Raw genomic sequence first — 22,424 nt, 5'->3', positions numbered from 1 at the left:
CGCGTTCTAGTTTTCCCCGCTACTAGGAGGATGCCACTCCGGCGAGACCCATCGCCTCGGAATGGAAGCTGAACCGCGCCACCTCGCCCACCCAGGGCCGGAAGTCACCGACCCGCAGACGGCCGTCCGCCGGCCCGGCCTCCTCGTCAGGAGAGCCCGGCGGCTGTACGACGTCACGGATCCGGCGCCACCCGACGCAGACGTCGCAGCGACCCGTGCCGGCCTGCCGGCGGCGGGAGTGCGGGCCGCTCGGGTCGTGCAGGTGCCTGCTCTGCAGGTCGTCGACCAGGGCGTCCAGGGTGTGGTCCGGGGCATCGACCGAGAGCATCTCGGCCAGCAGCTCGGAGCCCTGCCGCGGCGCGCCCACCAGCACGGCCAGCAGCGTCGCGGCGGCTCGCCGCGCGGCGTGTACGTCGTCGCCGAGGATGCCCTCTTCCTCCTCCATGCCGAGTCCCGAGGTCAGCCGCAGCAGCTGGTAGAGGTTGAGGAACCGCTTCACCGCCCGAGGCGTCTCCTGCGCGGCCGCGAGCGGGCGGAGGTAGTCCCACTCGCGCGGCGTCACGGTCAGCTGCAGGGCCGGGCGCCGCTGGTCCAGGTGCTCGGGCGCCGCCGGCGGAGCCACCCCTGCGCCGACCGCGGCCTCGGGTTCCTCGATCCGGGGATCATCCAGGTCGTGGCTGCGCACCAGGCGGCTGAAGTACTCCTCGGCATTGGAGGCGTTCATCGGCCTCAGCGCGTACGGGATCTGGATGATCTTGTCGAGGAAGTCCAGCGGGTCGCCGATCTCGTCCCGCAGCCGCCCGCTCACATCGGAGGCGTCCGGATCCCCGGGGCGGGTGGGGTCGAGCTCGCGCAGCGACCGCCGCAGCCAGCGCGGGTCGACGCTGACCACGGCGACGAACAGGCGCGTCGCCTGCAGCAGGTTGAGGGTGTGCAGGACCTCGACGACCCGCTCCGGACGGCACCGGTCGAGGTCGTCGACGTGCAGCACGATGCGGCGGATCCGGAGGTCGTCGGCGGCCACCTGGGTGCCGAGCGCGCCGTCCCTCCCGAGGCCGTACGCCTCGGCCAGCTCCTCGAACTGGGCCTGGAGCACTCCGACCACTCCGCGCTGGACGTCGCGCTCGGCCGCGCGCTCAGGGTCGCTGAGAATCGTCTCCAGGTCGGCCACCGCCGCCGTGGTCGGGCGCGCCTCGGTCCGCTTCAGCCGCTCGTCGATGCGACCGATCTCGGCATCGACACCCGCCGCCACGAAGCCCACCAGCCAGGAAGCGCCGGAGCGCACCTTCCGGTGGATGGCCGCGGCCTTCGGCACACCTTCCAGGATCGTCGCCCACACCGTGGAGAGGACGAGCAGCGCGGGCGCCGAGCGCAGCACGACGTCCGCCCACGCGCGCATCCTGGCGCCGACGTCGAGCCCCCAGGCCTCCCAGCCGAGCACGGCCGCCAGCGCGACGAGGAACGACGCCGCGCTGAGCATCACCAGGATGCGCATCACCTTGTGGTTGCGGCCGAGGACGAGGTCGGGCAGCGTACGCAGCGCGATCAGCGCCGCGCGCGGACGCTGCACCACCGAGTTGGTCCGCAGCGCGTCCTGGGTGCGCTCGAGGCGGCTCCGCGTCGCCGTCAGCGCCTTGCGCTCCTCGACCTGCTCACGCCAGGAGGTCTCGGTCGACCCGCTCTCGGCGACGCGGCGCTCCAGGTAGCGGGTCAGCGACTCGAAGATGGCCCGGGACATCCCGACCATGACGTGGGTGTCGCTGTAGTGCCAGGGGTTGAACTCCACCACGTCGACGCTGGTGTGGAAGGTCGCCGGGTCCTCGGCGGGGAGCTCCACCTCGACCTTGTGCTTGAGCAGGCGCATGAAGGTCGACTTGCCGCCGCCCCAGGGCGCCAGCAGGGCGATCGCCAGCGGCGGCTGGGTCGACCTGGCCGCGATCATCCGGCCGAGGGCGTCGACGTCGCCGTCGACGCCGAGCAGGTCGGCCATCGCCGGCCCGTCCTCGAGCGGCACCGCGTGGCGGTGGGCGGAGGGCCGCAGCCGCGGGCGGCGTACGGGCATCCTGTCCGCGCCGACGTCGCGGCGCGCCTTCTGCGCCCAGGCGAGCAGCCGCCGGGCGTGGTCGCTGTAGCGGCTGTGCGCGCCGAACCGCTCCGAGCGCTCGAGGTTGTCGACGTTCTCCTGGTAGAGCGCGATCGCCTCGTCGAACTTGTGGATGTCGGCGTACGCGTTGGCCAGGTCCTGGCGTGCCCGGACCTGGTCGATCATCCGATGCGTGCCCTCGGCGAGCACGGCCCTGAGGTGGTCGTCGTAGACCCGGACCTGGCTGGTCGGGTCCTCGAGGAGGAGTCGGTAGGCCCGGGACAGCTCGGCCCGCGCGCTCCGCGCCTGCCAGCTCGGCGCCCCGTGGGCTGCCACCGCCTCGTCGAGATGCTCGACGAACACCTGCGCGCACCGCTCCGCCCGGAACTGCCTCCCGTTGGTCTCCGCGTCGCCGAGCTCGCCGCGTGGCGCCAGCAGCGTCGCCCGGGCGAGCGCCCACCGGGCGTCGCGCGCGTCCTGGTGATACTGGCCCACCTGCTCCTTGGTACGCCGCAGGATCGCGCGCAACGAGGCGACGCCGCCGTCGGCGCTGTGCCCGTGGCTCTCCCGTTCGATCGTAGGCGCGTCGTTCGGTGCTGCGGCTGCGCCGTCGTGTGGCACGTGAGCTCCTGGGTCCTCGAGATCGGCGACAGCAACCTAGCGCCCCGAGCGCCGCTCGTCAGGTGAAATGCGCCCACCTAGCGCGGCAGCCCCAGGATCTGCTCGGCGGCCACGTTGCGGAGCACCTGCGTGGTGCCGCCGGCGATGGAGAGACAGCGGGTCAGCTGGGACTGGTGCAGGTCCTCGCGGACCTGTGGGTCGTCGGTGAGCGCGAGCGGACCCAGCAGGTCGACGACGAGCTCGGAGGCGTCCTGGCGGTTGCGCACGGTGAGCAGCTTCGCGACCGAGGACTCCGCACCGGGCCCGCGGCCGGCGAGCGCCTTGAGCGTCGACCGGACCCCGAGCAGGGCGCAGACCGTGGAGAGCGCGACGGCGTGGCCGACCCGGGCGAGCTCGGCCTCGCCCCGGCCGTCGGCGAGCTCGACGGCCCGCTCGACGCTGCCGCCGAGGTTGGTCGAGGCCATCGCGACCCGCTCGTTGGCCAGGGTCGTACGGGCCAGCCGCCAGCCGCCGTCGACCTCCCCGACGACGAGCTCGTCGGGCACGAACACGGCGTCCAAGAAGACCTCGTTGAAGAGGGCATCGCCGGTCAGCTCGCGCAGCGGGCGCACGTCGATGCCCTCGCTGCGCATGTCCACGAGGAAGTAGGTGATGCCCTTGTGCTTGGGGGCGTCAGGGTTCGTGCGCGCCAGGCAGATCGCCCAGTCGGCCTCGGCCGCGAGCGAGGTCCACACCTTCTGGCCGGTCAGCCGCCAGCCGCCGTCGACACGCTCTGCCCGGGTGGCCAGCGAGGCCAGGTCGGAGCCGGCACCGGGCTCGCTGAACAGCTGGCACCAGACGATCTCGCCCCGCAGCGAGGCGTCGACGAACCGCTCGCGCTGGGCGTCGGTGCCGTGCTTCAGGATGGTCGGCACCGCCCATCCGGCGATCTTGATGTCGGGGCGGGCCACGGCCGCCGCGGCGAGCTCCTCGTCGATGACTAGCTGCTCGACGGGTCCGGCACCGAGGCCGTACGGAGCGGGCCAGTGCGGCGCCAGGTAGGCGGCCTCGACGAGCGCCTCCCGGCGCTCGGCCTCGGGACGGGCGGCGATCGCGGCGACCGTCTCGCGCACCCGGGGACGTACGTCCTCGTCCTGGCCGTCGAGGTCGACCCGGACCGAGCGGCGGGTCCCGGCCACGGCGTACCCGGCCAGGGCGACCGCGTGCGCGTCTCCGGCACCGAGGAGGCTGCGCAGGGCGACGGCGCGGCGCAGGTAGAGGTGGGCGTCGTGCTCGAAGGTGAAGCCGATCCCGCCGAGGACCTGGATGCAGTCCTGCGCCGCCTTGACCGCGCCGTCGAGCGCGGTGACGCCCGCGACCTCGGCCGCGAAGGCCCACTGCCCGGCGTCGTCCTCGCCCGAAGCGGCTGCGTCCCAGGCGGTCGCGGCCACTGCCTCGGCGGTCTCCAGCATCTGCGCACAGAGGTGCTTGATCGCCTGGAACGACCCGATCGGAGCACCGAACTGCTCGCGCACCTTGGCGTGCTCGACCGCCGTGGTCAGGCACCACTGTGCGATCCCGGAGGCCTCCGCGGCCGCGAGGGTGAGGGCCGTACGTCGCACGATCTCTCCGCGCAGCGCCGGGATCTCGACCACGTCTGCGGCATCGATGTCGAGCCGCACCTCGGCGACTCGCCTGGTCAGATCCGGGCCCGCCTGTGGACGTACGTCCGCCCGCTCCGCCGCGACGAGGAACCAGTGCTCCTCACCGTCTCCGCTCCGGGCACCGAGCAGCAGGTGGGCGGCTCCCCCGCCGTCGTAGACGACGGGGACGGTGCCGACGAGACGCTCGCCGTGATCGAGGACGGGGTCGAGCGCGATCCCGCATCCGCCGGCGGTGACGGCCGCGACCAGGTCGCCGAGACCGGCCGCCCCCGCCAGATAGGCGGCGACCGTGCTGCCGAGGAGCGGGCCCGGGAGCAGCTCGTGCGCGCAGGCCTCGAGCGCAACTGCCGCGTCCAGGAGGGTTCCGCCGCCACCGCCGTTCGGCTCGGGCGCCGCGATGCCGGCGACGCCGTACTCCTCGACACCTCGCCACACCTCGTCGAAACGCGCGGAGGCGGCGCCCTCGGCAGCCCGGGCGAGGGCGATGCCACCCAGCCCCTTCGCCCAGTCGCGCAGGCTCTCGCTGAGGGCTTGGTGTTCGTCGGTGATGCCGATCGGCACAGCGACCTCCTATTGTTTCGGGAGCCTTCGTCCGGAATAGAGACTGATGTAGAACGTGTTACAAGTCTAGACTCACGAAGGAACGTGTTTCATTCTCGGGCCGCGATGCGGTTAGCCTGAGAACCACAGATCGAGATCCGGTCATAGTCCGAGGGGGACAACCAGTGACGTCCGTCAGCGCGGAGCCACGCGACACCGATGGCAACACTCCAGCCACGCCGCCCACCGGCGGGTCCGCGGCGCAGCGAGAGCGCCGTCGGCGCATCCTCGACGCCACGATCACGCTCGCGGCCGAGGGCGGGTTCGACGCCGTGCAGATGCGTGCTGTCGCCGAGCAGGCCGAGGTCGCGCTCGGCACCCTCTACCGCTACTTCCCCTCGAAGATCCATCTCCTGGTCTCCGCCCTCGCGCGCGAGTTCACCAAGGACGTCGAGCGCTCGGCCGTCCGCGCGACCCCGGGCGAGACCGCTCACGAGCGGATCATGTACGTCCTCAACCGCCGCACGCGCGCCCTGCAGAAGCAGCCCAAGCTCACCGAGGCCCTGGTCCGTGCCTTCATGTTCGCCGACCAGTCGGTGACCGGCGAGATCCACGAGGTCGGCACCAGCCTGACCACGGTCATCGCCCGCGCCATGCACGGCACTCCCGACCACGGCGAGGTCACCGAGGAGGAGGCCGCCATCATCCGGATCATCTCCGACGTATGGCTCTCCGCCCTCATCTCCTGGGTCACCGGCCGGATGGACACCGAGGACGTCGAGAAGTCGATCGACGTCGCCGTGCGCCTGCTGCTGCGCTGAGGATCACCTCGGGCAGTAGCCCTGGTCCCTCTTACGCTCAGCCCAGTCCTCGGGCCTCATCGCTCGCTCGCACTCATGGATCCAGCTGAGCCGATAGGGGTGCCCCTCGGGGGTGCCGGTGATCCCGAACTCGCGGCCGCCAGGAGCCTTGATGATCATCGACTCGCGCTTGCCGTGGTCGACGTAGTCGACCTCGAGCACCCAGCGGCAGGTCGGCCCCGAGCTCGACGCCGTGATCGGGATGACCACCGTCTCCCCCTTGGAGAGGGTCACCGTCCGGCTGGTGAAGTAGGGCGAACCGTCCTCCTCGGAGATCAGCGCCGGCACCGGCGCACCCAGGTCCGTCCGTAGCAGGATCTTGTCTCCCCCTCCGCCTTGGGGAACGTCTACCACGACCGTGCCCTGGCGCAGGATCGACGTGCACGGCCCGGAACGCTTCGGCCGCAGATCGGTGATCACCACGTCCTCGCTGTGCCGGCCGACCAGGGTGACCTCCCAGGTCACATTTCCCACGGCGTACCACTCGTGCTTGGCCTGCCAGTCGAGATCGTTCACCGCGCGCCTCGCCTGGTCGAAGTCCTTGAACGGCGCCGTGCTCGAACCGTCGGGGATCAGCACCGGCCCGCTCATCGCCTTCCTGCGTACGTCCACCAGCTGGATGCCCGCGCCCGGATCGCTCCACCCTTCGGGCAGGAGCCCGGTGAAGAGATTCTGCAGGCCGGAGCCGAACGTCGCCCCCAGCGAGACCAGGACCACGCCGACGACCCAGGCGGTCGGCTTCTTCAGCAGCGACACCGCCCACGGCAGCGGACCCCGGCGGCGTACGTCGCCGGCCGGTGTCGGCGCCTCCGCCGCAGCCTCCTTCGCGACCTCCTTCGGGGCCTCCTCTGCGTCCTTCTCGGGCCCCTCGGGCCTCTGCCTGGTCATCGGTCCATGCTCCCCTCGGGTACGGGCTCAGCAGTCTCCGGCTCGGTCACGGTTCCGCCGGACAGCCGGAGCGCGAGCGCCACGGCGACCCCGGTCACCCAGCCGAAGAAGGCAGCGAAGCGCAGCGCGTCGGCGACGTTGTCGAACGCCCGGGTGTAAGCCGGCAGGGTATGGGTCGGCGGGGCGAGCTCGGGAACCGGCACGAGAGCTCCTTCGACCAGCCCCACGACCACGGCGACCACCGCGACCATGCCCCAGCACCACATCACGACGCCGAGCACGCTCGGTTCCGCACCACGCTGCCAGCGAATCACCGCCAGACGGATCGCGAGCCAGATGAGTGCCACCAGGACGACCGAGCTCAGCGTGCGCGGCAACCAGATCAACGTGTCGAAGGTGCCACCGAGCGAGTAGGGGTCATCGGGCGGCGCAAGGCTGGCGTGGGCGAACCAGACCACGTGCACCCAGCCCTGGCGCGCATCGGCGGCGGCATCGGAGTAGACGTCGGGACCGTGGTCCCACACGAAGCCACCACCGAGCGCGAGACCCAGCGTCGGGAGCGCACCCCAGGTCGCGACCCGAACGGCGCGCGTCCGTCCCTGCGCAGGGTTCAGCCTCGGCGCCTTCACCGAGGCAGGCGAGTCCTCGCGTTCGGCCCGTTCCGAAACGGCGACCGCGAGCTGGACCAACGTCACCACGTGCGCCGCCACCACGCCGCCGACCACTCCGAGGCTGAGGGCCAGCCAGATCCCGTCGTCAGGACGCGACCACGCCATCGCTGACAGCTGCGCGGCTCCGTAGGGAGACGCCACGACGGCCTCGACGATGACGAAGAGGTTCGTGAGTCCGCCGGCGAGGAGGGACGCACCCAACACCCGGCCGGCGACGGAGTAGGCGCCGTCCCCTCCGGTTCGCAGGCTCGCATAGACCAACCCGGAGAGGAGGACGACGAAGACCAGCACCGGCCACGCGGACTCGGGCGCCGCTGCGTACTCGTACCTGACCACCGATCCCCAGAGGAACGACAGACCATCGAGCACCCGAGCCAGGAAAGCCCCGAACCACGCGTGCCCGCGCGCCTGCCAGAGCGAGGAGACGCTGCCGGTGTCGACCGGCACGGCTAGGGCGAACGAGTAGAACCAGGCAAAAACAGCGACCACGGCGGTCGTGGCGAACGCACTGCGTCGTCGAGACAAGTTGTGATGGCCTTCGGTTCGTCCCCGCTGACTGAAACCTTCGACCGCAGTATGCCGGAGTCCGGCTCGTGACGTGGCCGACTCACCCATGCCTCGGCCGCGGTCAGCCGCCGAAGGCGTGGGTGGCGGTGGCACCGCCGTCGATGGCGATCTCGGCGCCTGTGACGAAGCTCGACTCGTCGGAGGCGAGGTAGACGTAGAGCGGGGCGATGTCCGCGGGGTGGCCGACGCGCTTGAGGGCGACCTTCGAGGCGCCGAACTCCATGGCGGCGTCGTCGGCGCCGACGCCGCGGGTCATGGAGGTGTCGATCATGCCGGGGTGTACGGAGTTGACCCGGATGCCGCTGGGGCCGAGCTCGAGGGCGGCGGCCTTGGTCATGCCACGGATGGCGAACTTGGTGGAGGTGTAGCCGGCTACGAACGCCATCCCGGCCAGGCCCTCGATCGAGGAGGCGTTGATGATCGAGCCGCCACCGTGGTCCTTCATCGTCGTGATCACCGAGCGCATCCCGAGGAAGCAGCCGAGGGTGTTGACCCGCCACAGCAGCTCGAACTCCTCGACGGGCTGGGTCAGGATCTCGCCGAAACGGAGGATGCCGGCGTTGTTGGCCAGCACGTTGACCGGACCGTACGCAGCACCGGTCTCGGCCACCAGCGACGTCCAGGACTCCTCCGAGCTCACGTCGTGGTGCACGAAGAGCGCAGACTCCCCCAGCTCCTCGGCGAGCAGCTTGCCGGGCTCGTCGGCCACGTCGGCGATCACCACCTTGGCACCCTCGGACACGAAGGCGCGGGCGATCGCGGCCCCCTGCCCCTGCGCACCACCGGTGACGATCGCGATCTTGCCCTCGAGACGTGCCATCACTGCTCCTCTTGGTCCTTCAGCTTGAGCTGCATGATCGAGTCGGCCGAGAACCCGGCCGCCGGGTCGCGGTCGGCGAACCAGCCACCGACCTGCTTGTCGAGCGAGTCCAGGTCCCAGGCGGCGTTGTCGAAGCGCTCGGCCACCGTCGGCGGCGCCAGGACCGCGATCATCCCGCCGTAGACGACGAAGACCTGCCCGGTGATCGCGGCGGCGGCCGGTGAGGCGAGGTAGGTGACCAGCGGAGCCACGTGCTCGGGGCCGTAGGAGTCCCCCGAGAGCACGCCCTCGGTCATCGCGGTCGCCGCCCGCGGGCAGATCGCGTTGGCGCGTACGCCGGAACGGCCCATCGAGCGGGCCGTCGACATCGTCAGGGCGGTGATCCCCGCCTTCGCGGCACCGTAGTTGGCCTGCCCGGGAGGCCCGGAGAGGAACGCCTCCGAGGAGGTGTTCACCACCGCGGCGTCGACCGGCGTGCCCGTCGACTTGGCGACGGAGCGCCAGTGGGCCGAGGCGTTGCGGGTCAGCAGGAAGTGGCCACGGAGGTGGACGCGTACGACGAGGTCGAACTCCTCGTCGGACATGTTGAAGAGCATCTTGTCGCGGGTGATGCCCGCGTTGTTGACCACGATGTCGAGGCCACCGAGCCCGTCGACGGCGGCGGCCATCATCGCGTCGGCGGTGGCACGCTCGCTCACGTCACCGGCCGCGATCACCGCCTCGCCGCCGAACCCACGGATCTCCTCGGCCGCGTCCTCGGCGGCACCGGGCAGGTCGTTGAGCACCACCCGGGCGCCGGCGCGGGCCAGGGCGACCGCCTCGGCGCGCCCGAGGCCGGCTCCGGCACCGGTGACGATCGCGATCTTGCCTGTCAGGTCAACGCTCACGCGGGGCTACTCCTCGATTCTCAGGGCTGCCTTGGGGCAGCCGGCCACGGCCTGCTCGACGCGGTCGCGGTTCTCGTCGGTCACCGTCGGGTCCGCGATCTGCAGGTAGTCGTCGTCGTCGATCTCGAACACGTCGGGAGCGAACGACTCGCACATCCCGTTGGACTCGCACAGGTCGAAGTCCGCGATCACCTTTGCCATGTCCGTCTCCTTGTCCTCGTCATCATCGAAGTCAGCCTTGACCGGGCAGCGCGCCCAGCTTGCGATGGTCCCAGCTTGCGACCTTGTCGGGCTCGATGACGATGCCGACGCGCTTGTGGGCCTGCTTGGACACCAGCTCCTCGCCGAGCTCACCCAGATCCGCACCGCCGGCCATCCGGGTCATCACCCGCGACCCGATGCCCTTGATCTCGTCGTAGTCCTCGACGAGCCGCGCCTTGCCGGTGATGCTCACCCCGCGCAGCTCGAAGTAGTCGACGCCGTCCTCGACCAGGCAGGTGACCCGGGGGTCGCGGCGCAGGTTGCGGACCTTCTGCGAGGACCCGTAGGTCCAGAAGACGATCCTGCCCTCGTCGAGCACGTAGAACAGCGTGGTCAGGTGCGGCGCACCGTCGGGACCGACGGTCGCGACCTGCACCTTCATCTGCGAGCCGAGGAACTCCTCGATCTCCGCCTCGGTCAGCTGTACGGACTGGCGTGAGCCGGCCATGTGCCCTCCTCGAGCAGTGAAACTAGAACACGTTCTACCATATCAGGGACAGTGACGCCCCCGGAGGGACCTCATGCTGAGACTAGGCCCCTTCGTCTCGGGCTCCGTCTCGACCTAGGAGGCGGCCTTCATCTCGGAGATCAGCCAGCCGCCGTCGTCCTTGACCAGCGTCAGCACCTCCCAGGTCGGGCTGACCACGGTGTTCTTCGTCTTCGGCGCGGTCGCGCTCTGGTTGACGAAGAGCAGCACCTTCGCGGACTCCTCGGTGGCGGAGATGATCGAGGCGGCGCAGTCCTCGTCGACGCAGGCCTTGCCCTCCTCGGCGGCCTTCGCCCCTTCCTCGGAGAGCGGCGCCACCTCGGCGTCGACCTTGATCCCGAGTTCGGCCTGCTCCTTGCGCTTGTCCTCGCCGGGCAGCGTCTTGTCGTACTCCTTCTGCATCGCCGGCGTCATCAGCTTCTTCGCGGCGGCGATGTCCTTCTCCGCGCTGGCGGCCTGGTAGGACATCACCGTCTGGGCCAGCCCGACCGAGTGCTCCATGATCGCCGCCCTGGATCCGGCCGCGGTCAGCTCGCCTCCCGGCGCGACATCGTCCTTCGACACCATGTCGACGGCCAGCCACAGGACACCGCCGGCCACCAGGACGAGTACGCCGAGAACGGCCGTCAGCACACAGCTCCCGTCGCCCAGCCACCGCTCGGCGAACCCCGCGCGCTCCTCGTTCTCAGCCTTACCCTCAACCTCAGCCTGAGGCTCTGCTTCGGTCTCCGCGTCCTCCGGAGCAGCGACCTCGTCACGTACGTCCTGGGGTTCTTTCTCGTCCTCGGCCGGTGGCAGCAGGTCGGACCCGCAGTAGCGGCACTTGATCGCGGCGGCCTTGATCGTCTCCGCGCAGAAGGGGCACTCCTTCTGGCCGGTGGAGACCGACCCGTTCGCTCGTACGCCTGTCATCGGACCGCCTCTGCGCTTCGCCCAGTAACTCCCTCGCTCGGCGCGAGCGGACGAGCAAGCTCGCCGCTCGACCTCGCTCCGGTCGTAGCCGTAGCGCACGCGCCATGGTACGGACGCGGCCCGATGAGGATCCCATTGTTCACTCGCTGACGCTCGCTCATCAGTTGACTCCTGCCAGGTCGGACATGCGCCATCCGTCCTTCGTCTTGGCCAGCGACACCTTGAAGCGGTACTTCGAGCACCGCGCACCGTCGTAGGGGCAGGTGTCGCTCTTCTTCAGCTCGGCGGTCTGGCTGCTGGTGACGACCGAGTCGACGGCGACCAGCACGACCGCGCTCTTCGACCCGATCGCCCGGATGCCGACCTGCTTGACCTTGCCCTTGGAGATGGTCTGGGCGGGGATCGCGGCCTGCCGGATCTGCTCGGCGATGGCGGTGTACTCCTTGCCGAAGGTGCCGGTCGAGATCTCCTTGACCGCCTGGATCCGCGGGTCCATGTCGCGGTAGTCGACATCGAGGAACGCGATCACGCCGTCCTCGGCCACCGCCTTCACCTCGTCGTAGTCGGCGGCCGCGGCCTCGGCGGGCGTCGTCCAGGGCAGCACCCGGGCGCCGCCGATGAACACGGCCGCCGCCAGGACGACCAGGACCACCACGAGCGCCGCGAGCACGGTGTTGACCCGGCCCAGTCTGGCGAGGGAGAGCTTGACCTCGAGGGGGTTCTCAGAACTCATTCGGATCACTCCTCTCCCAGGATCATCGATCGCCAGGAGTCGTCGGACAGGGCGGAGACGAGGCCTCCGTCATCGGTCGGGGTGGACATCGTGACCGTCTTTCCGTCGGGGAGCTGGGTGCGCCCGGTCTTCGGGTCGTAGGTCGTCACGTACTTTCCGACGCCTTCGGGTTTCGGCACCATGTTGACGCCGCGCTGCATGATCGGGTTGTCGCCCTCGTAGCCGGGCTGGGCGCGCTCGTCGGTGCACTTGGCCGGGTAGAGCGGCTGGTCCTCCATCACGGTGCCGGGGATCCACTGGTCGGCGGGCTTGTAGCCCTCCTGGCACGGCGGTGTGGTGTAGACGTAGCCCATCGACAGGTGACCGTAGCCGTCACCGGGCGAGCCGGTAAACCCTGTCGCGACGACACGCGGGAAGGTCACCAGGGTCTGCTCGATGGCGGGCAGCCGGGCGGTGAGCACCTCGTTCACGGTGCTGAGATTGGCCAGGAAGACCGGCAGCAGCGGTTGCAGCCCGTCGAGCAGCGACTGCACCTGGACGGCCGTCGCCTCGCCGCCCTGCAGGATCTCGCGGAGCTCCGGGTCGCGCTTGTCGAGCGTGGCGGTGACCTCCTCGAGCCCCTTGGCGAACTCGCGGATGTCGCCGCTGTGCTCCTTCTGCGTCTGGAGCACCGTCTGGCTGGTGTTGAGGAGGCGGATGGTCTCGCGTCGGTGGGCCGAGGCCTCGTCGACGAGCGTGGAGCCCGAGTCGAGCAACGTACGCAGGTTCTCGGCGTTGCCGCGGAACAGCGTGCCGAGCTCGGCGACCACGGTGCTCAGGTCCTCGCCGTTGATCGAGGTGGTGAAGCTGTTGAGCTCGGTGAGCAGCTCGTCGGTCGTGCCGGGCATCGACTCGGGCCCGGCGGTCACGACGTCACCCTCGGCGAGGTAGGGCCCGGAGGCGGACTCAGGGATGAAGTTGACGTACTGCTCCCCCACCGCCGACAGGTTGTGCACCTCCACCTTCGCGTCCCTCGGCACCTGGGTGCCGGGATCGAGCTGCAGCCCGGCGCGTACGCCCTCGTCGGTGACGGTCATCGAGGCCACCCGGCCGATGCTGATGCCGCGGTAGTTGACCTCGCTGCCGACGTAGAGCCCGCCCGAGGCCGGCAGGTCGACCGAGACGTCCACGTGGCGGCCCAGGACCCGGTCGACGACCCCGAGGTAGGCGGCCGAGACGTAGAAGATCCCGACCGCGGCGAGCACCAGGAAGACGACCAGCTTGTTGCGTACGCTCCGTGTCATCAGCTGCCGCCTCCCAGCAGTCCGAGGAGGCCCAGCAGGCCTCCGGTGGTCGGCTCGGCCGTGGGCGAGTCGGTGTCCGCCGGCGCCGAGAGACCCTCGGCGATCTCGGGGACCAGACCCTCGAGCCCCGGCGTCTTGGTCGAGGTCGAGGTCGAGCTCTTGGGCAGCAGGTCGGACATGTCGGGCAGCTTGGGCGTCTTCTCGCCCGGCTTGGACGCGGTGTCCTCCTTGCCGACCACGGAGCACGTGATCTGCATGTTGGTCAGGTCGCACAGCGCCTTGGCCAGCGGCTGGATCGCCTCGCAGCCCTTGGAGTAGGACAGGCAGATCTGGAAGACCTGGGGCAGCAGGCCGGGCGACTCACCGTTGGTGAGGCTGCCGACCAGCTTGCCGAGGTCGAGGTCCATGTGGAACAGCGCGTTGGAGTAGTCGCCCATCGCCAGCCCCGAGGCGTTCTCGGGGAACGGGAAGCTGGCCGCCATCATCAGGCCCCGGGGCAGCGAGTCACCGGCGTCGGCGAGCTCGCGCAGCGTCGGCGCCAGCTCGTCCAGCGCGGTGGTCAGGTTGGCGCCGCTCTGGTTGATCACCCGGGTCGCCACCACGCCGAGCCGGTCGAGCGCCTTCATCATCTTCAGCAGGTCGGCGTGCTGCTGGCGGAGCACCTCGAGGGCCGGCCCGAAGGAGTCGATCGCCGCCTCGATGGACTTGGACTCCTTGTTCAGGGTGCGGGTCAGCCGGTCCACCTGCTCCATCGCCTTGATGATCGAGCCCTTCTGCTGGTTGAGCGAGGCGACCGTGGTCTCCAGGTTGCCCAGCAGCGCCCGCATGTCCCCGGTGCGCCCGTCCATCATCGTGTTGAGCTCGTCGCTGATCGTCTTCAGCTGACCGACGCCGCCACCCGCCAGCAGGAAGGAGAGCGCGCCGAGCACCTCCTCGACCTCGGGGTTGCGGTTGGTGCGGTCGAGGCCGATGGTCGCGCCGTCGCCCAGCCTGCCGGCGCTGGCGACGGTAGACCCCTCGGGGGCCACCAGGGCGATGTACTTCTCCCCCAGCAGGCTGGTCTGGCGTACGTTGGCCAGCGCATCGGCCGGAAGCTCGATGTTCTTACGGATGGTCATGGTGACCTTGGCGTGCCAGCCCTCCCGCTCGACCTTGTCGACCTGGCCGACCGGCACGTCGTTGGCCATCACCTTGGTGCGCGGCACCACGTCGACGACGTCGTTGAACTCCGCGGTGACGACGTAGCCGTCACCCTCGCCGACCTCCTTGCCGGGAAGCGGCAGGTCGTAGGCCTGTACGCCGCATCCGCTCGCCACGGCGACGATGCCGAGCATCGCCGCAGCGGCCCACAGGCGCCTCATCTCTTGCCTCCCGACATCAGTTCCTGGAGCGAGCCGCTGAGCTCGGTGATGCCGCCCTGGGTGACCACCTCGGGCTCCACCTCCGGCTGCTTGGCCTGGGTGCCGGTGTCGAGCGGCAGCCCGGTGTCGGTGTCGCGGTCGGTGGGCGCGCTGCCCTCGGTGAGCGCCTGACCGGCCGGAGCGGTCGACCCGGTCGGCAACAGCGCCTTGAACAGCGCGCAGATCTCCTTGGCGCCCGGGATCTGGTCGTTCTCGACGACCATGCAGAGGATGTTGGACAGGTCCGAGCCGATCGGGCCCACCTGCAGCCGGAAGCCGACCGAGCCGGAGGCGGGGTCGAAGGACTCGGCCAGGTTGCCGATGCCCAGCGGGGCCAGGTCGACCACGGTGCCCAGGGTCTCCTTCTCCTTGGCCAGGATGTTGAGCGTCTTGTTGAGCTCCTTGACGTCGCCGACGAGGGCGTCGCGGTTGTTCTCCACGAAGGACTTGGTCACCTTGACCGCCTGCGCGATCGCGGCGAGCGCCTGGTCGAGCTCGTCGCTCTCCCCCGCCAGCTGCGTGGAGACGGTCGAGAGGTCGGTGAGGAACTTCTCGGTCGTGTCGTCGTTCCTCGCCAGCGTCCTGGTCACCTCGGAGAGCTGGGAGAGGGTGCTGAACAGCTGCTCGGAGTTGCCGCCGAGCACCTGGGCCGCCTCGGACATGTCGGCGATCGCCTGGTTGCCGATCTTGCCGTTGCCCTCCAGGGCGTCGGCGCCCTCCCGCAGCACGTCGCTGAGCGCCCCGTTCTTGTTGGCCCCGTTGGGTCCCAGCGCCGTGGTCAGCTCGGAGAGGCTGGCATAGATCCGGTCGAGCTCGACCGGCACCGCGGTGCGCTCGATCGGGATCTCACCGCCGTCGGCCAGGGCCGGCCCGCCGGTGTAGGCCGGCGTCAGCTGCACGAACCGGTCCGCGACCAGCGTCGGCGTCACGATCGCCGCCTTCACATCCTCGGGCAGCTTGTAGTCGCTCTCGTACTCGATCACCGCGTCCACGTGGTCGCCCTTCGGCTCCAGCGAGGCGACCTTGCCGACCTTGACGCCCATGATGACCACGTCGGAGCCCTCGTAGATGCTCACCGCCTGCGGGAAGCTCGCGGTCACCAGCTTGGTGTCGGGCGCGGCGACCTCGGAGACCAGCAGCAGCCCGCACATCACCACCAGCGCGATCGGCAGCGCCGCCCACTTGGACCGCAGGCTGGGCCCCGATGGCCGCTCGGTGCCCGCGATCGCGGCCGGCACCTGCGTACGCCGCCGGCCCCGGCCTCGCGGCACCTCGGTCAGTCGTTCGATGATGTTGGTCATTGCACGATCCCTGGTCGTCGTCCGGGCACGAACTCACCGCTCACGATGCCGGTCAGGTTGGCGAGGTAGGCGTCGAACCAGGGGCCGGTGCCGATGATGTTGATCAGGATCGACGCGTACGGCCCGTAGTTCTGGATGGTCTTGGTCAGGTCCTGGTCGCGGGCGTTGAGGAACTTCAGCGCCTGGTTGAGCGCGTCCAGCGCGGGCCCGATCTGCTTCTGGTTCTCCTTGACGAGGGCCTGCAGCTGCTCGGCCAGCGCGGTCGCGTTGACCAGCAGCTGGTGGATGGCCTGGCGGCGCTGGATCAGCTCGGCGAAGACCTGATCGCCGTTCTCCATCACGCCGATGATGTCCTGCTTGCGCTCGTTGACGAGCTGCACGACCTTCTCGGCGTCCTGGAGCAGCGACTCCAGCTCGTCGCCGCGGGCGGCGATCGTCTGGGAGAGCGCCGCGATCCCCTGGAAGGCGCCCTGCACCTCGGGGCCGGCCTTGTCGAGGGTGCCCGACATGGTGGTCAGCGCCTTGGCCAGCTGCTGGGTGTCGATCGCCTCCGTGGTCTCGGCCAGATCACCGAACGTGCCGACGATGTCGCTGCCGGCGCTGGTGCGCGCCAGCGGGATCCGCGAGCCGGCGTCGAGGGTGCGGCCGCCCTGGGGGGTGATGTCGAGGTACTTCTCCCCCAGCAGGTTGAGCACCCCGATCTTCGCCTCGCTGCGGTGGCCGATCTCGGTGCCCTCGACCGAGAAGGAGACGACCACCTTGGCGCCGTCGATCTCGATGTCGCTGACCCGGCCGACGCGGATGCCGGCGATCTCCACCCGGTTGCCCACGTGCAGGCCGCTGGTGTCGGAGAACTCGGCCTGGTAGGTCGTGCCGGCGAACCACGGCAGCTTGCGCAGGTTGAACGCCGCGGTGAGCGCCAGCGCGATCGCCACGATGGTGATCACGCCGGTGCGCTTGAGCTGTGTGTCGGAGTGATGCGCCATCAGAGCTTGCACCTCTCCGCCCGGCTGTAGAAGGCGACGTTGTCGAGCTGCTTCTGGATCGCCTTGACGGCGGGCGAGTTGTCGAGCAGCTCACCGAGGGAAGGCAGCTTGATCGAGAAGTCGAGGTCGCAGAGGTAGTAGTTGTACCAGGAGCCGTAGCTGCCGATCCGGGCCTGTGACTCCAGGGTCTCCGGGAGCCGCTCGAGGGTCCGGTCGAGCAGCTTCTGGTTGCCCGGCTTGTTGAGGATGTCCACCACGCGCTTGAGCTGCTTGATGTCCTCCTTCAGGAACGGGCGTACGTCGGTGAGCAGCCCGGCCAGCTCGTCGGTGAGGTCGCCGATCGAGGAGATCGAGTCGCCGATCGCCTCCTTGTCGCGCGCCAGGTCCTTCATCCAGCCGCTGAGCTGCTGGATCAGCTCGGCGAGCTCGGTGTGGTGCTCGTTGACGGTGTTGAGGGTCTTGGACAGGTTGGTGATCACGTCGCCGATCAGCTGGTCGCGCTGGGCCAGGGCGCTGGTCAGCTCGGCCGTCTCCGAGAGGAGGCTCGCGACCGTGCCACCCTCCCCCTGCAGCACCCGGATCAGGTTGAGCGAGAGCTTGTTGACGTCCTTGGGCTGCAGCGCCTGGAAGAGCGGCTGGAAGCCGTTGAAGAGCTCGGTCAGGTCGAGCGCGGGCGTGGTGTTGGCCATCGCGATCGCCTGCCCCTCCCGCAACGGCGTCGCGTCGGCCTCCGACTCCTGCCCGGCGTCCTGGGTCAGCGCCAGGTAGCGGTCGCCGACCAGGTTCAGGTAGCGGACCTGGGCACCGCTGGCGGTCGTGAGCGGCACCGTCTCGTCGACCCGGAAGGTGACCATCGCGTGGTCGCCGCCCTCGATCTCGACGGAGAGCACCTCGCCCACGGTGATGCCGGCGACGCGTACGTCGTCTCCCTCGCTCAGGCCCGAGGCGGTGGTGAACTCGGCACGGTAGGGCACCCGGTCTCCGAAGCCGACGTTGCCCATGATCGAGGCCAGCGTGCCGGTGACGAGGATCGAGATCACGGTGAAGACGACCAGCTTGGTCCCGGCGACCGCGGTCTTCAGATCGCGCTTGTTCACTGCAGACCTCCGTTCCCGGGGGCCCACGGCACGTCCTCGGTGCCGTTCTCCAGCTCCATCGGGCCGGCCGGCACCTTCGGGGTCGGCAAGCCGTCGCACCACGGTCCGTGACCGATCTCGCCCCACTCGGGACGGTCGTCACGGCCGTACGCCGGCTTCTGGGTGCCGTCGAGGACCATGGTCTGACGCACCCGGTTCTGCTGGAAGACGGTCGCCAGCAGCTCGGTGTAGTCGTCGAGGCCGCGGAGCAGGCAGGTGTACTCCGGGGAGTAGTCGGACAGCAGCTTCAGCAGCGGCACGGCCAGCTCGGTCTCGTACCTGATCGCCTTCTCGTTCTCGGCGAGCAGGTTCTTCGACGTGTCGGCGACCCCGGTGACCGAGGTGAGCAGTCCGCCGAGCCGTCGGCGCTGCTCCGAGACCGTCGTGGCGGTGGTCGTGGTGTTCTCGAGGACCTTGACCAGGTCCGGGGCAGCCATGGAGTAGGTCTCGGCGACGTCGGCCATGTCCTCGAGGTCGCGTTCGAGTGTGGGGAGGTGGACGTTCATCTCTTCGAGGTAGTCGTTGAGCTGGACCAGGGTCTCGCCGAGCTTCTCCCCGTTGCCGGAGAGCGCGGTGGCGAGGGCGTGCAGGGTGCTGTTGAGGTCCTGGGGCCGGATGGACTTCAGCAGCGGGAAGAGCCGGGCCAGGATCACGTCGAGCTCGACGCTGGTGCGGACCCGGTCGGCGGGGATCACGGTGCCGTCGCTCAGCGCGCCGGTGCGCTCTCCCTCGGGGTCGATGAACTCGACGTACTTCTGGCCGAACAGCGTCGTCGGCTTGATCGCGACGCTGACGTTGGCGGGGATCTGCTCGGCCTGCTCCGGCTCGAGGCCGAGCTCGATGACGGCCTTCTTGCCGTCCTGGTGGATCTCGCGGACCTGGCCGACGATGACACCGTGCATGCGCACGTCGCCGTAGCGCGGCAGCTGCAGGCCGGCCCGGTCGGCCTCGACGCTGACCGTGGTGAACTGCACGAACGCCTTCTGGTAGATCGCCACGCAGAGCGTGATGAGCAGGGCCAGGGTCACCGTGAAGGCGATCCCGGAGACGAAGAGCTTGGTGTGCTCGGCGCGGGTGTCGCGCTGGATTCCCATCAACATCTGGCCGTCACCGCCCTCATCCCGTGATCCGGACGGTGGTCGTGGAGCCCCAGATCGCGAAGCTCAGGAAGAAGTCGGCGACGACGACGGTCACGATGGACGTACGGATCGCCTTGCCGACCGCGATGCCGACCCCGGCCGGGCCGCCCGAGGCGGTGTAGCCGTAGTAGCAGTGGATCAGGATGATCGCGACCGCGAGGATGATCAGCTTGAGGAAGCTGTAGAGGATGTCGATCGGCGGCAGGAACGCCAGGAAGTAGTGGTCGTACGTCCCGCCCGACTGCCCGTACATCAGCGTCGTGATCAGCCGCGGGCTGAGGTAGGAGGCGCACAGGGCGACGATGTAGAGCGGGATCACCGCCAGGAACCCGGCGATCATCCGGGTGGTGACCAGGTAGGGCAGGCTCGGCACGCCCATCGCCTCGAGCGCGTCGATCTCCTCGCTGATGCGCATCGCGCCGAGGCGTGCCGTGTAGCCGCAGCCGACGGTCGCGGCGAGCGCGATCGAGGAGATCAGCGGGGCGACCTCGCGGGTGTTGAAGAAGGCCGAGATGAACGCGGAGAACTTCGCGACACCGATCTGGCTCAGGCTGGCGTAGCCCTGGATGCCGACCTCGGAGCCGGCGAAGAAGGCCATGAACGCGATCACGCCGACGGTGCCGGCGATCATCGTCAGGCCGCCGGCGCCGAACGCGACCTCGGCCAGGATGTTGAGCACCTCCCGCTTGTAGCGGCGGATGGTGCGGGGCGCCCAGGCCAGGGCCTTGACGTAGAAGAGCAGCTGATCGCCATAGCCCTCGACGGCCTGGCGCTGCTCCTTGACGATCTGGTTGCCCACCTGGGCGAGCGTGTTGGACACCGCGCGATCACAACCCGTCCTGAGGAACGATCTGGAAGTAGACCGCGGTCATGATGGAGTTGAGGACGAACAGCATCATGAACGCGATGATCACGGCCTCGTTGACCGCGCGACCCACGCCGCTCGGGCCGCCTTGGGCGTTGAGGCCGTTGTAGGCGCCGATGATCGCCGCCAGGAACCCGAACAGGGCCGACTTGACCATCGAGATGTAGAGGTCGGGCAGGCTCGCCAGCGCGGTGAAGCTCGACAGGAACGCACCGGCCGAGCCGCCTTGGACGATCACCGTGAAGAAGTAGCCGCCGCCGATGCCGGTCGCGATGACGATCCCGTTGATCATCACCGAGACGAACAGGCACGCGAGGACACGGGGGATCACCAGCCGGACGACCGGGTCGATGCCCAGCACCTCCATCGCGTCGATCTCCTCGCGGATCTTGCGCGATCCCATGTCGGAGCAGATCGCCGACCCCGCGGCCCCGGCGATGATCAGCGCGGCCGCCATCGGCGCCGCCTCCCTGACCACCGCGAGCACCGCGGTCGCGCCCGCGAACGACTGCGCCCCGAGCTGGCCGGCGAGGTTGCCGACCTGCAGGGAGATGACGGCTCCGAACGGGATCGAGACCAGCACCGCGGGCATCATCGTGACGCTGGTGATGAACCAGGCCTGCTCGAGGAACTCCCTCGTCTGGAACTTGGTCGTGAACGTCCCCTTGACGACCTCTCCGGTCATCAAGCCCATCCCGCCGACGCCTCGGACCAGCGAGGCGAACTGCACTGCCATCCTGCACCTTTCGGGTGGTCTTGTGACTCGGCTCACGTTTCGCCCAGTAGTAGAACACGTTTCAGTTCTGAGGGCAACGACCCGGCCCCGACGTGTCCGCGAACAGGGTGGGAGGTATTCGAGTTCAACGACTTACCCGCCAGTAGGTGACGGGGATCACAGATCCTCCACTCGGTGCCACGCCGCCGTGAAGGTCGTTCTCGCATGCTGGTCGGCGCGTGGCCGGGACCGCTGGAGCCATCGGCATGGGGTAGATGGCCGCTCCGGTGTGTCTGGGAGCGACGAGCCGGTTAGATTGGGGATTGTGATGAGACTGTCGCCGGGGGGCGTCATGAGGTTCCTACGCCGCCTGCTCCTCGCCGTCTTCGGCGTGCCGGTCGCGCTTGCCGTCGTGATGAGCCTCGTCGACGCCTACCGCAGCCGCGGCAAGCGGGCCAAGCCGTTCCCGGTCACGCCGCCGCGGACCAACGGAGTCGGCGACGGCACCGTGACCACCTACACCTTCGGCAACGATCTCTACGAGGACATGATCGCCGCCATCGAGGGCGCGAAGAAGCAGATCTTCCTCGAGACGTACATCTGGAAGGGTGACGAGGTCGGCCAGCGGTTCAAGCAGGCCCTGGCCGCGGCGACCGAGCGCGGTGTCGAGGTCTACTGCATCTTCGACGAGCTCGCCAACCTCGTGGTGCCGGCCCGCTTCAAGCGCTTCCCCGCGGGCATGCACGTGCTGCGCTACCCGACCTACGCGGCCGGCTGGCGCTTCTTCGACCTGTCCCGCTACGGCCGCGACCACCGCAAGATCCTGGTCGTCGACGACACCGTCGGGTTCGTCGGTGGCTACAACATCGGGACCGCGTACGCCACCGAGTGGCGCGACACCCACGTGCGGATCACCGGGCCCGGCGTATGGGATCTGCGCAGGGCGTTCGCCGACTTCTGGAACCTCAACCGGCGGCGGCCGCACCCGCTGACCCACCGAGCCGGTGCCGAAGGCCCGCTGCTCATCGAGACCGCACCCTCATGGGACCCCGATCTGCGGTTCCACCGCAACGTGCCGCGGCTGTGGATGTTCCCGATCCGCTCGATGTATCTGGAGGCGATCAACCGGGCCTCCCGCAACATCTACCTGACCACCGCCTACTTCGTCCCCGACGAGGACTTCGTGAACGCGCTCAAGGCCGCCGCGCAGCGCGGGGTGGATGTGCGCATCCTGCTGCCGCTGAAGTCGAACCACGTCGTGGTCGACTGGATCTCGCGCGGCTACTTCTCCCAGCTGCTCGACGCAGGGGTGCGGATCCTGAGGTTCAAGGACGCGATGATCCACGCCAAGACGGCCACCGTAGACGGCTTCTGGTCGACCGTCGGCACCGCCAACATCGACCGCCTCTCGCTGACCGGCAACTACGAGATCAACCTGGAGATCTTCGACCGCGACGTCGCCAAGCAGATGGAGGAGATCTTCTCCCGCGACGAGTCCAACGCGCTCGAGCTGACCGCCGCCGAGTGGGCCGCCCGCGACATCCACCGCAAGTTCACCGAGCTCGTCCTCACCCCGTTGCGACCGCTGCTCTGAAGGCCTGCCGAGTCGGCGCATCTGCCCCCGTG

The 22,424-nt window shown here is 69.4% G+C and carries 20 protein-coding genes; 2 read left to right on the top strand and 18 right to left on the bottom strand.

All coding sequences use genetic code 11. From position 1 onward, the window contains the following. Positions 1 to 22 precede the first annotated feature (22 nt). Both OG984_RS04970 and OG984_RS04965 read right to left on the bottom strand, forming a co-directional pair. Positions 23 to 2,704, bottom strand: a complete 2,682-nt coding sequence (locus OG984_RS04970) for a P-loop NTPase fold protein (RefSeq protein WP_328530527.1) — start codon at positions 2,702 to 2,704, stop codon at positions 23 to 25. 77 nt (positions 2,705 to 2,781) lie between these two features. Further along, positions 2,782 to 4,908 (bottom strand): acyl-CoA dehydrogenase, encoded by a 2,127-nt coding sequence (locus OG984_RS04965; protein WP_328530526.1) that lies wholly within the window; start codon positions 4,906 to 4,908, stop codon positions 2,782 to 2,784. A gap of 164 nt (positions 4,909 to 5,072) precedes the next feature. Between OG984_RS04965 and OG984_RS04960 the strand changes: the two genes are divergently transcribed. Next, a complete protein-coding gene (locus OG984_RS04960; RefSeq protein ID WP_328530525.1) occupies positions 5,073 to 5,708 on the top strand; it encodes a TetR family transcriptional regulator in 636 nt (211 codons plus the stop codon). A 3-nt stretch (positions 5,709 to 5,711) separates the two neighbouring features. Here OG984_RS04960 and OG984_RS04955 read toward each other — a convergent pair whose 3' ends face one another. From OG984_RS04955 to OG984_RS04880, 16 genes are all read right to left on the bottom strand, one after another. Further along, on the bottom strand, positions 5,712 to 6,635 hold the full coding sequence (locus OG984_RS04955; RefSeq protein ID WP_328530524.1) for a hypothetical protein: 924 nt from the start codon (positions 6,633 to 6,635) through the stop codon (positions 5,712 to 5,714). Then, on the bottom strand, positions 6,632 to 7,831 hold the full coding sequence (locus tag OG984_RS04950; RefSeq protein ID WP_328530523.1) for a hypothetical protein: 1,200 nt from the start codon (positions 7,829 to 7,831) through the stop codon (positions 6,632 to 6,634). Before OG984_RS04950 ends, OG984_RS04955 begins: the two co-directional genes overlap by 4 nt. Before the next feature lie 103 nt (positions 7,832 to 7,934). Next, entirely contained in the window at positions 7,935 to 8,693 is a 759-nt protein-coding gene (locus tag OG984_RS04945; RefSeq protein WP_328530522.1) for a glucose 1-dehydrogenase, read from the bottom strand. Further along, positions 8,693 to 9,580, bottom strand: a complete 888-nt coding sequence (locus OG984_RS04940; RefSeq protein WP_328530521.1) for an SDR family oxidoreductase — start codon at positions 9,578 to 9,580, stop codon at positions 8,693 to 8,695. Before OG984_RS04940 ends, OG984_RS04945 begins: the two co-directional genes overlap by 1 nt. A gap of 6 nt (positions 9,581 to 9,586) precedes the next feature. Beyond that, on the bottom strand, positions 9,587 to 9,781 hold the full coding sequence (locus OG984_RS04935) for a ferredoxin (RefSeq protein WP_165112007.1): 195 nt from the start codon (positions 9,779 to 9,781) through the stop codon (positions 9,587 to 9,589). Between the two features lie 31 nt (positions 9,782 to 9,812). Then, the gene (locus tag OG984_RS04930; RefSeq protein WP_328530520.1) at positions 9,813 to 10,289 is read right to left on the bottom strand and encodes a pyridoxamine 5'-phosphate oxidase family protein; all 477 of its coding nucleotides are present in this window, start codon (positions 10,287 to 10,289) and stop codon (positions 9,813 to 9,815) included. Positions 10,290 to 10,403: 114 nt separating this feature from the next. Then, positions 10,404 to 11,240, bottom strand: coding sequence for a hypothetical protein (locus tag OG984_RS04925; RefSeq protein ID WP_328530519.1), 837 nt, complete (start codon positions 11,238 to 11,240; stop codon positions 10,404 to 10,406). A 160-nt stretch (positions 11,241 to 11,400) separates the two neighbouring features. After that, the gene (locus OG984_RS04920; protein ID WP_328530518.1) at positions 11,401 to 11,973 is read right to left on the bottom strand and encodes a hypothetical protein; all 573 of its coding nucleotides are present in this window, start codon (positions 11,971 to 11,973) and stop codon (positions 11,401 to 11,403) included. Positions 11,974 to 11,978: 5 nt separating this feature from the next. Then, complete coding sequence (locus OG984_RS04915) at positions 11,979 to 13,256, bottom strand: MlaD family protein (protein ID WP_328530517.1); 1,278 nt, start codon at positions 13,254 to 13,256, stop codon at positions 11,979 to 11,981. Further along, complete coding sequence (locus OG984_RS04910) at positions 13,256 to 14,617, bottom strand: MCE family protein (RefSeq protein WP_328530516.1); 1,362 nt, start codon at positions 14,615 to 14,617, stop codon at positions 13,256 to 13,258. Before OG984_RS04910 ends, OG984_RS04915 begins: the two co-directional genes overlap by 1 nt. Beyond that, a complete protein-coding gene (locus OG984_RS04905) occupies positions 14,614 to 15,957 on the bottom strand; it encodes an MCE family protein (protein ID WP_328530515.1) in 1,344 nt (447 codons plus the stop codon). Before OG984_RS04905 ends, OG984_RS04910 begins: the two co-directional genes overlap by 4 nt. After that, the gene (locus OG984_RS04900) at positions 15,954 to 16,943 is read right to left on the bottom strand and encodes an MCE family protein (protein ID WP_328530514.1); all 990 of its coding nucleotides are present in this window, start codon (positions 16,941 to 16,943) and stop codon (positions 15,954 to 15,956) included. Before OG984_RS04900 ends, OG984_RS04905 begins: the two co-directional genes overlap by 4 nt. Beyond that, on the bottom strand, positions 16,943 to 18,040 hold the full coding sequence (locus tag OG984_RS04895; protein WP_328530513.1) for an MlaD family protein: 1,098 nt from the start codon (positions 18,038 to 18,040) through the stop codon (positions 16,943 to 16,945). Before OG984_RS04895 ends, OG984_RS04900 begins: the two co-directional genes overlap by 1 nt. Then, positions 18,037 to 19,179, bottom strand: coding sequence for an MCE family protein (locus OG984_RS04890; protein ID WP_328530512.1), 1,143 nt, complete (start codon positions 19,177 to 19,179; stop codon positions 18,037 to 18,039). The genes OG984_RS04895 and OG984_RS04890 overlap by 4 nt, the downstream gene beginning before the upstream one ends. Before the next feature lie 16 nt (positions 19,180 to 19,195). Next, a complete protein-coding gene (locus OG984_RS04885) occupies positions 19,196 to 20,038 on the bottom strand; it encodes an MlaE family ABC transporter permease (RefSeq protein ID WP_091041523.1) in 843 nt (280 codons plus the stop codon). Between the two features lie 7 nt (positions 20,039 to 20,045). Next, positions 20,046 to 20,819, bottom strand: a complete 774-nt coding sequence (locus OG984_RS04880) for an MlaE family ABC transporter permease (RefSeq protein ID WP_442940956.1) — start codon at positions 20,817 to 20,819, stop codon at positions 20,046 to 20,048. Between the two features lie 331 nt (positions 20,820 to 21,150). Here OG984_RS04880 and OG984_RS04875 point away from each other — a divergent pair, with 331 nt between their 5' ends. Further along, the gene (locus tag OG984_RS04875) at positions 21,151 to 22,392 is read left to right on the top strand and encodes a phospholipase D-like domain-containing protein (RefSeq protein ID WP_328530511.1); all 1,242 of its coding nucleotides are present in this window, start codon (positions 21,151 to 21,153) and stop codon (positions 22,390 to 22,392) included. The last annotated feature ends 32 nt before the right edge of the window (positions 22,393 to 22,424 follow it).

The organism is Nocardioides sp. NBC_00368, assembly GCF_036090055.1.
Lineage (GTDB): Bacteria > Actinomycetota > Actinomycetes > Propionibacteriales > Nocardioidaceae > Nocardioides.
Note: the sequence above shows the minus strand (reverse complement) of the source record. Positions and strands in the feature narration are given on the sequence as shown.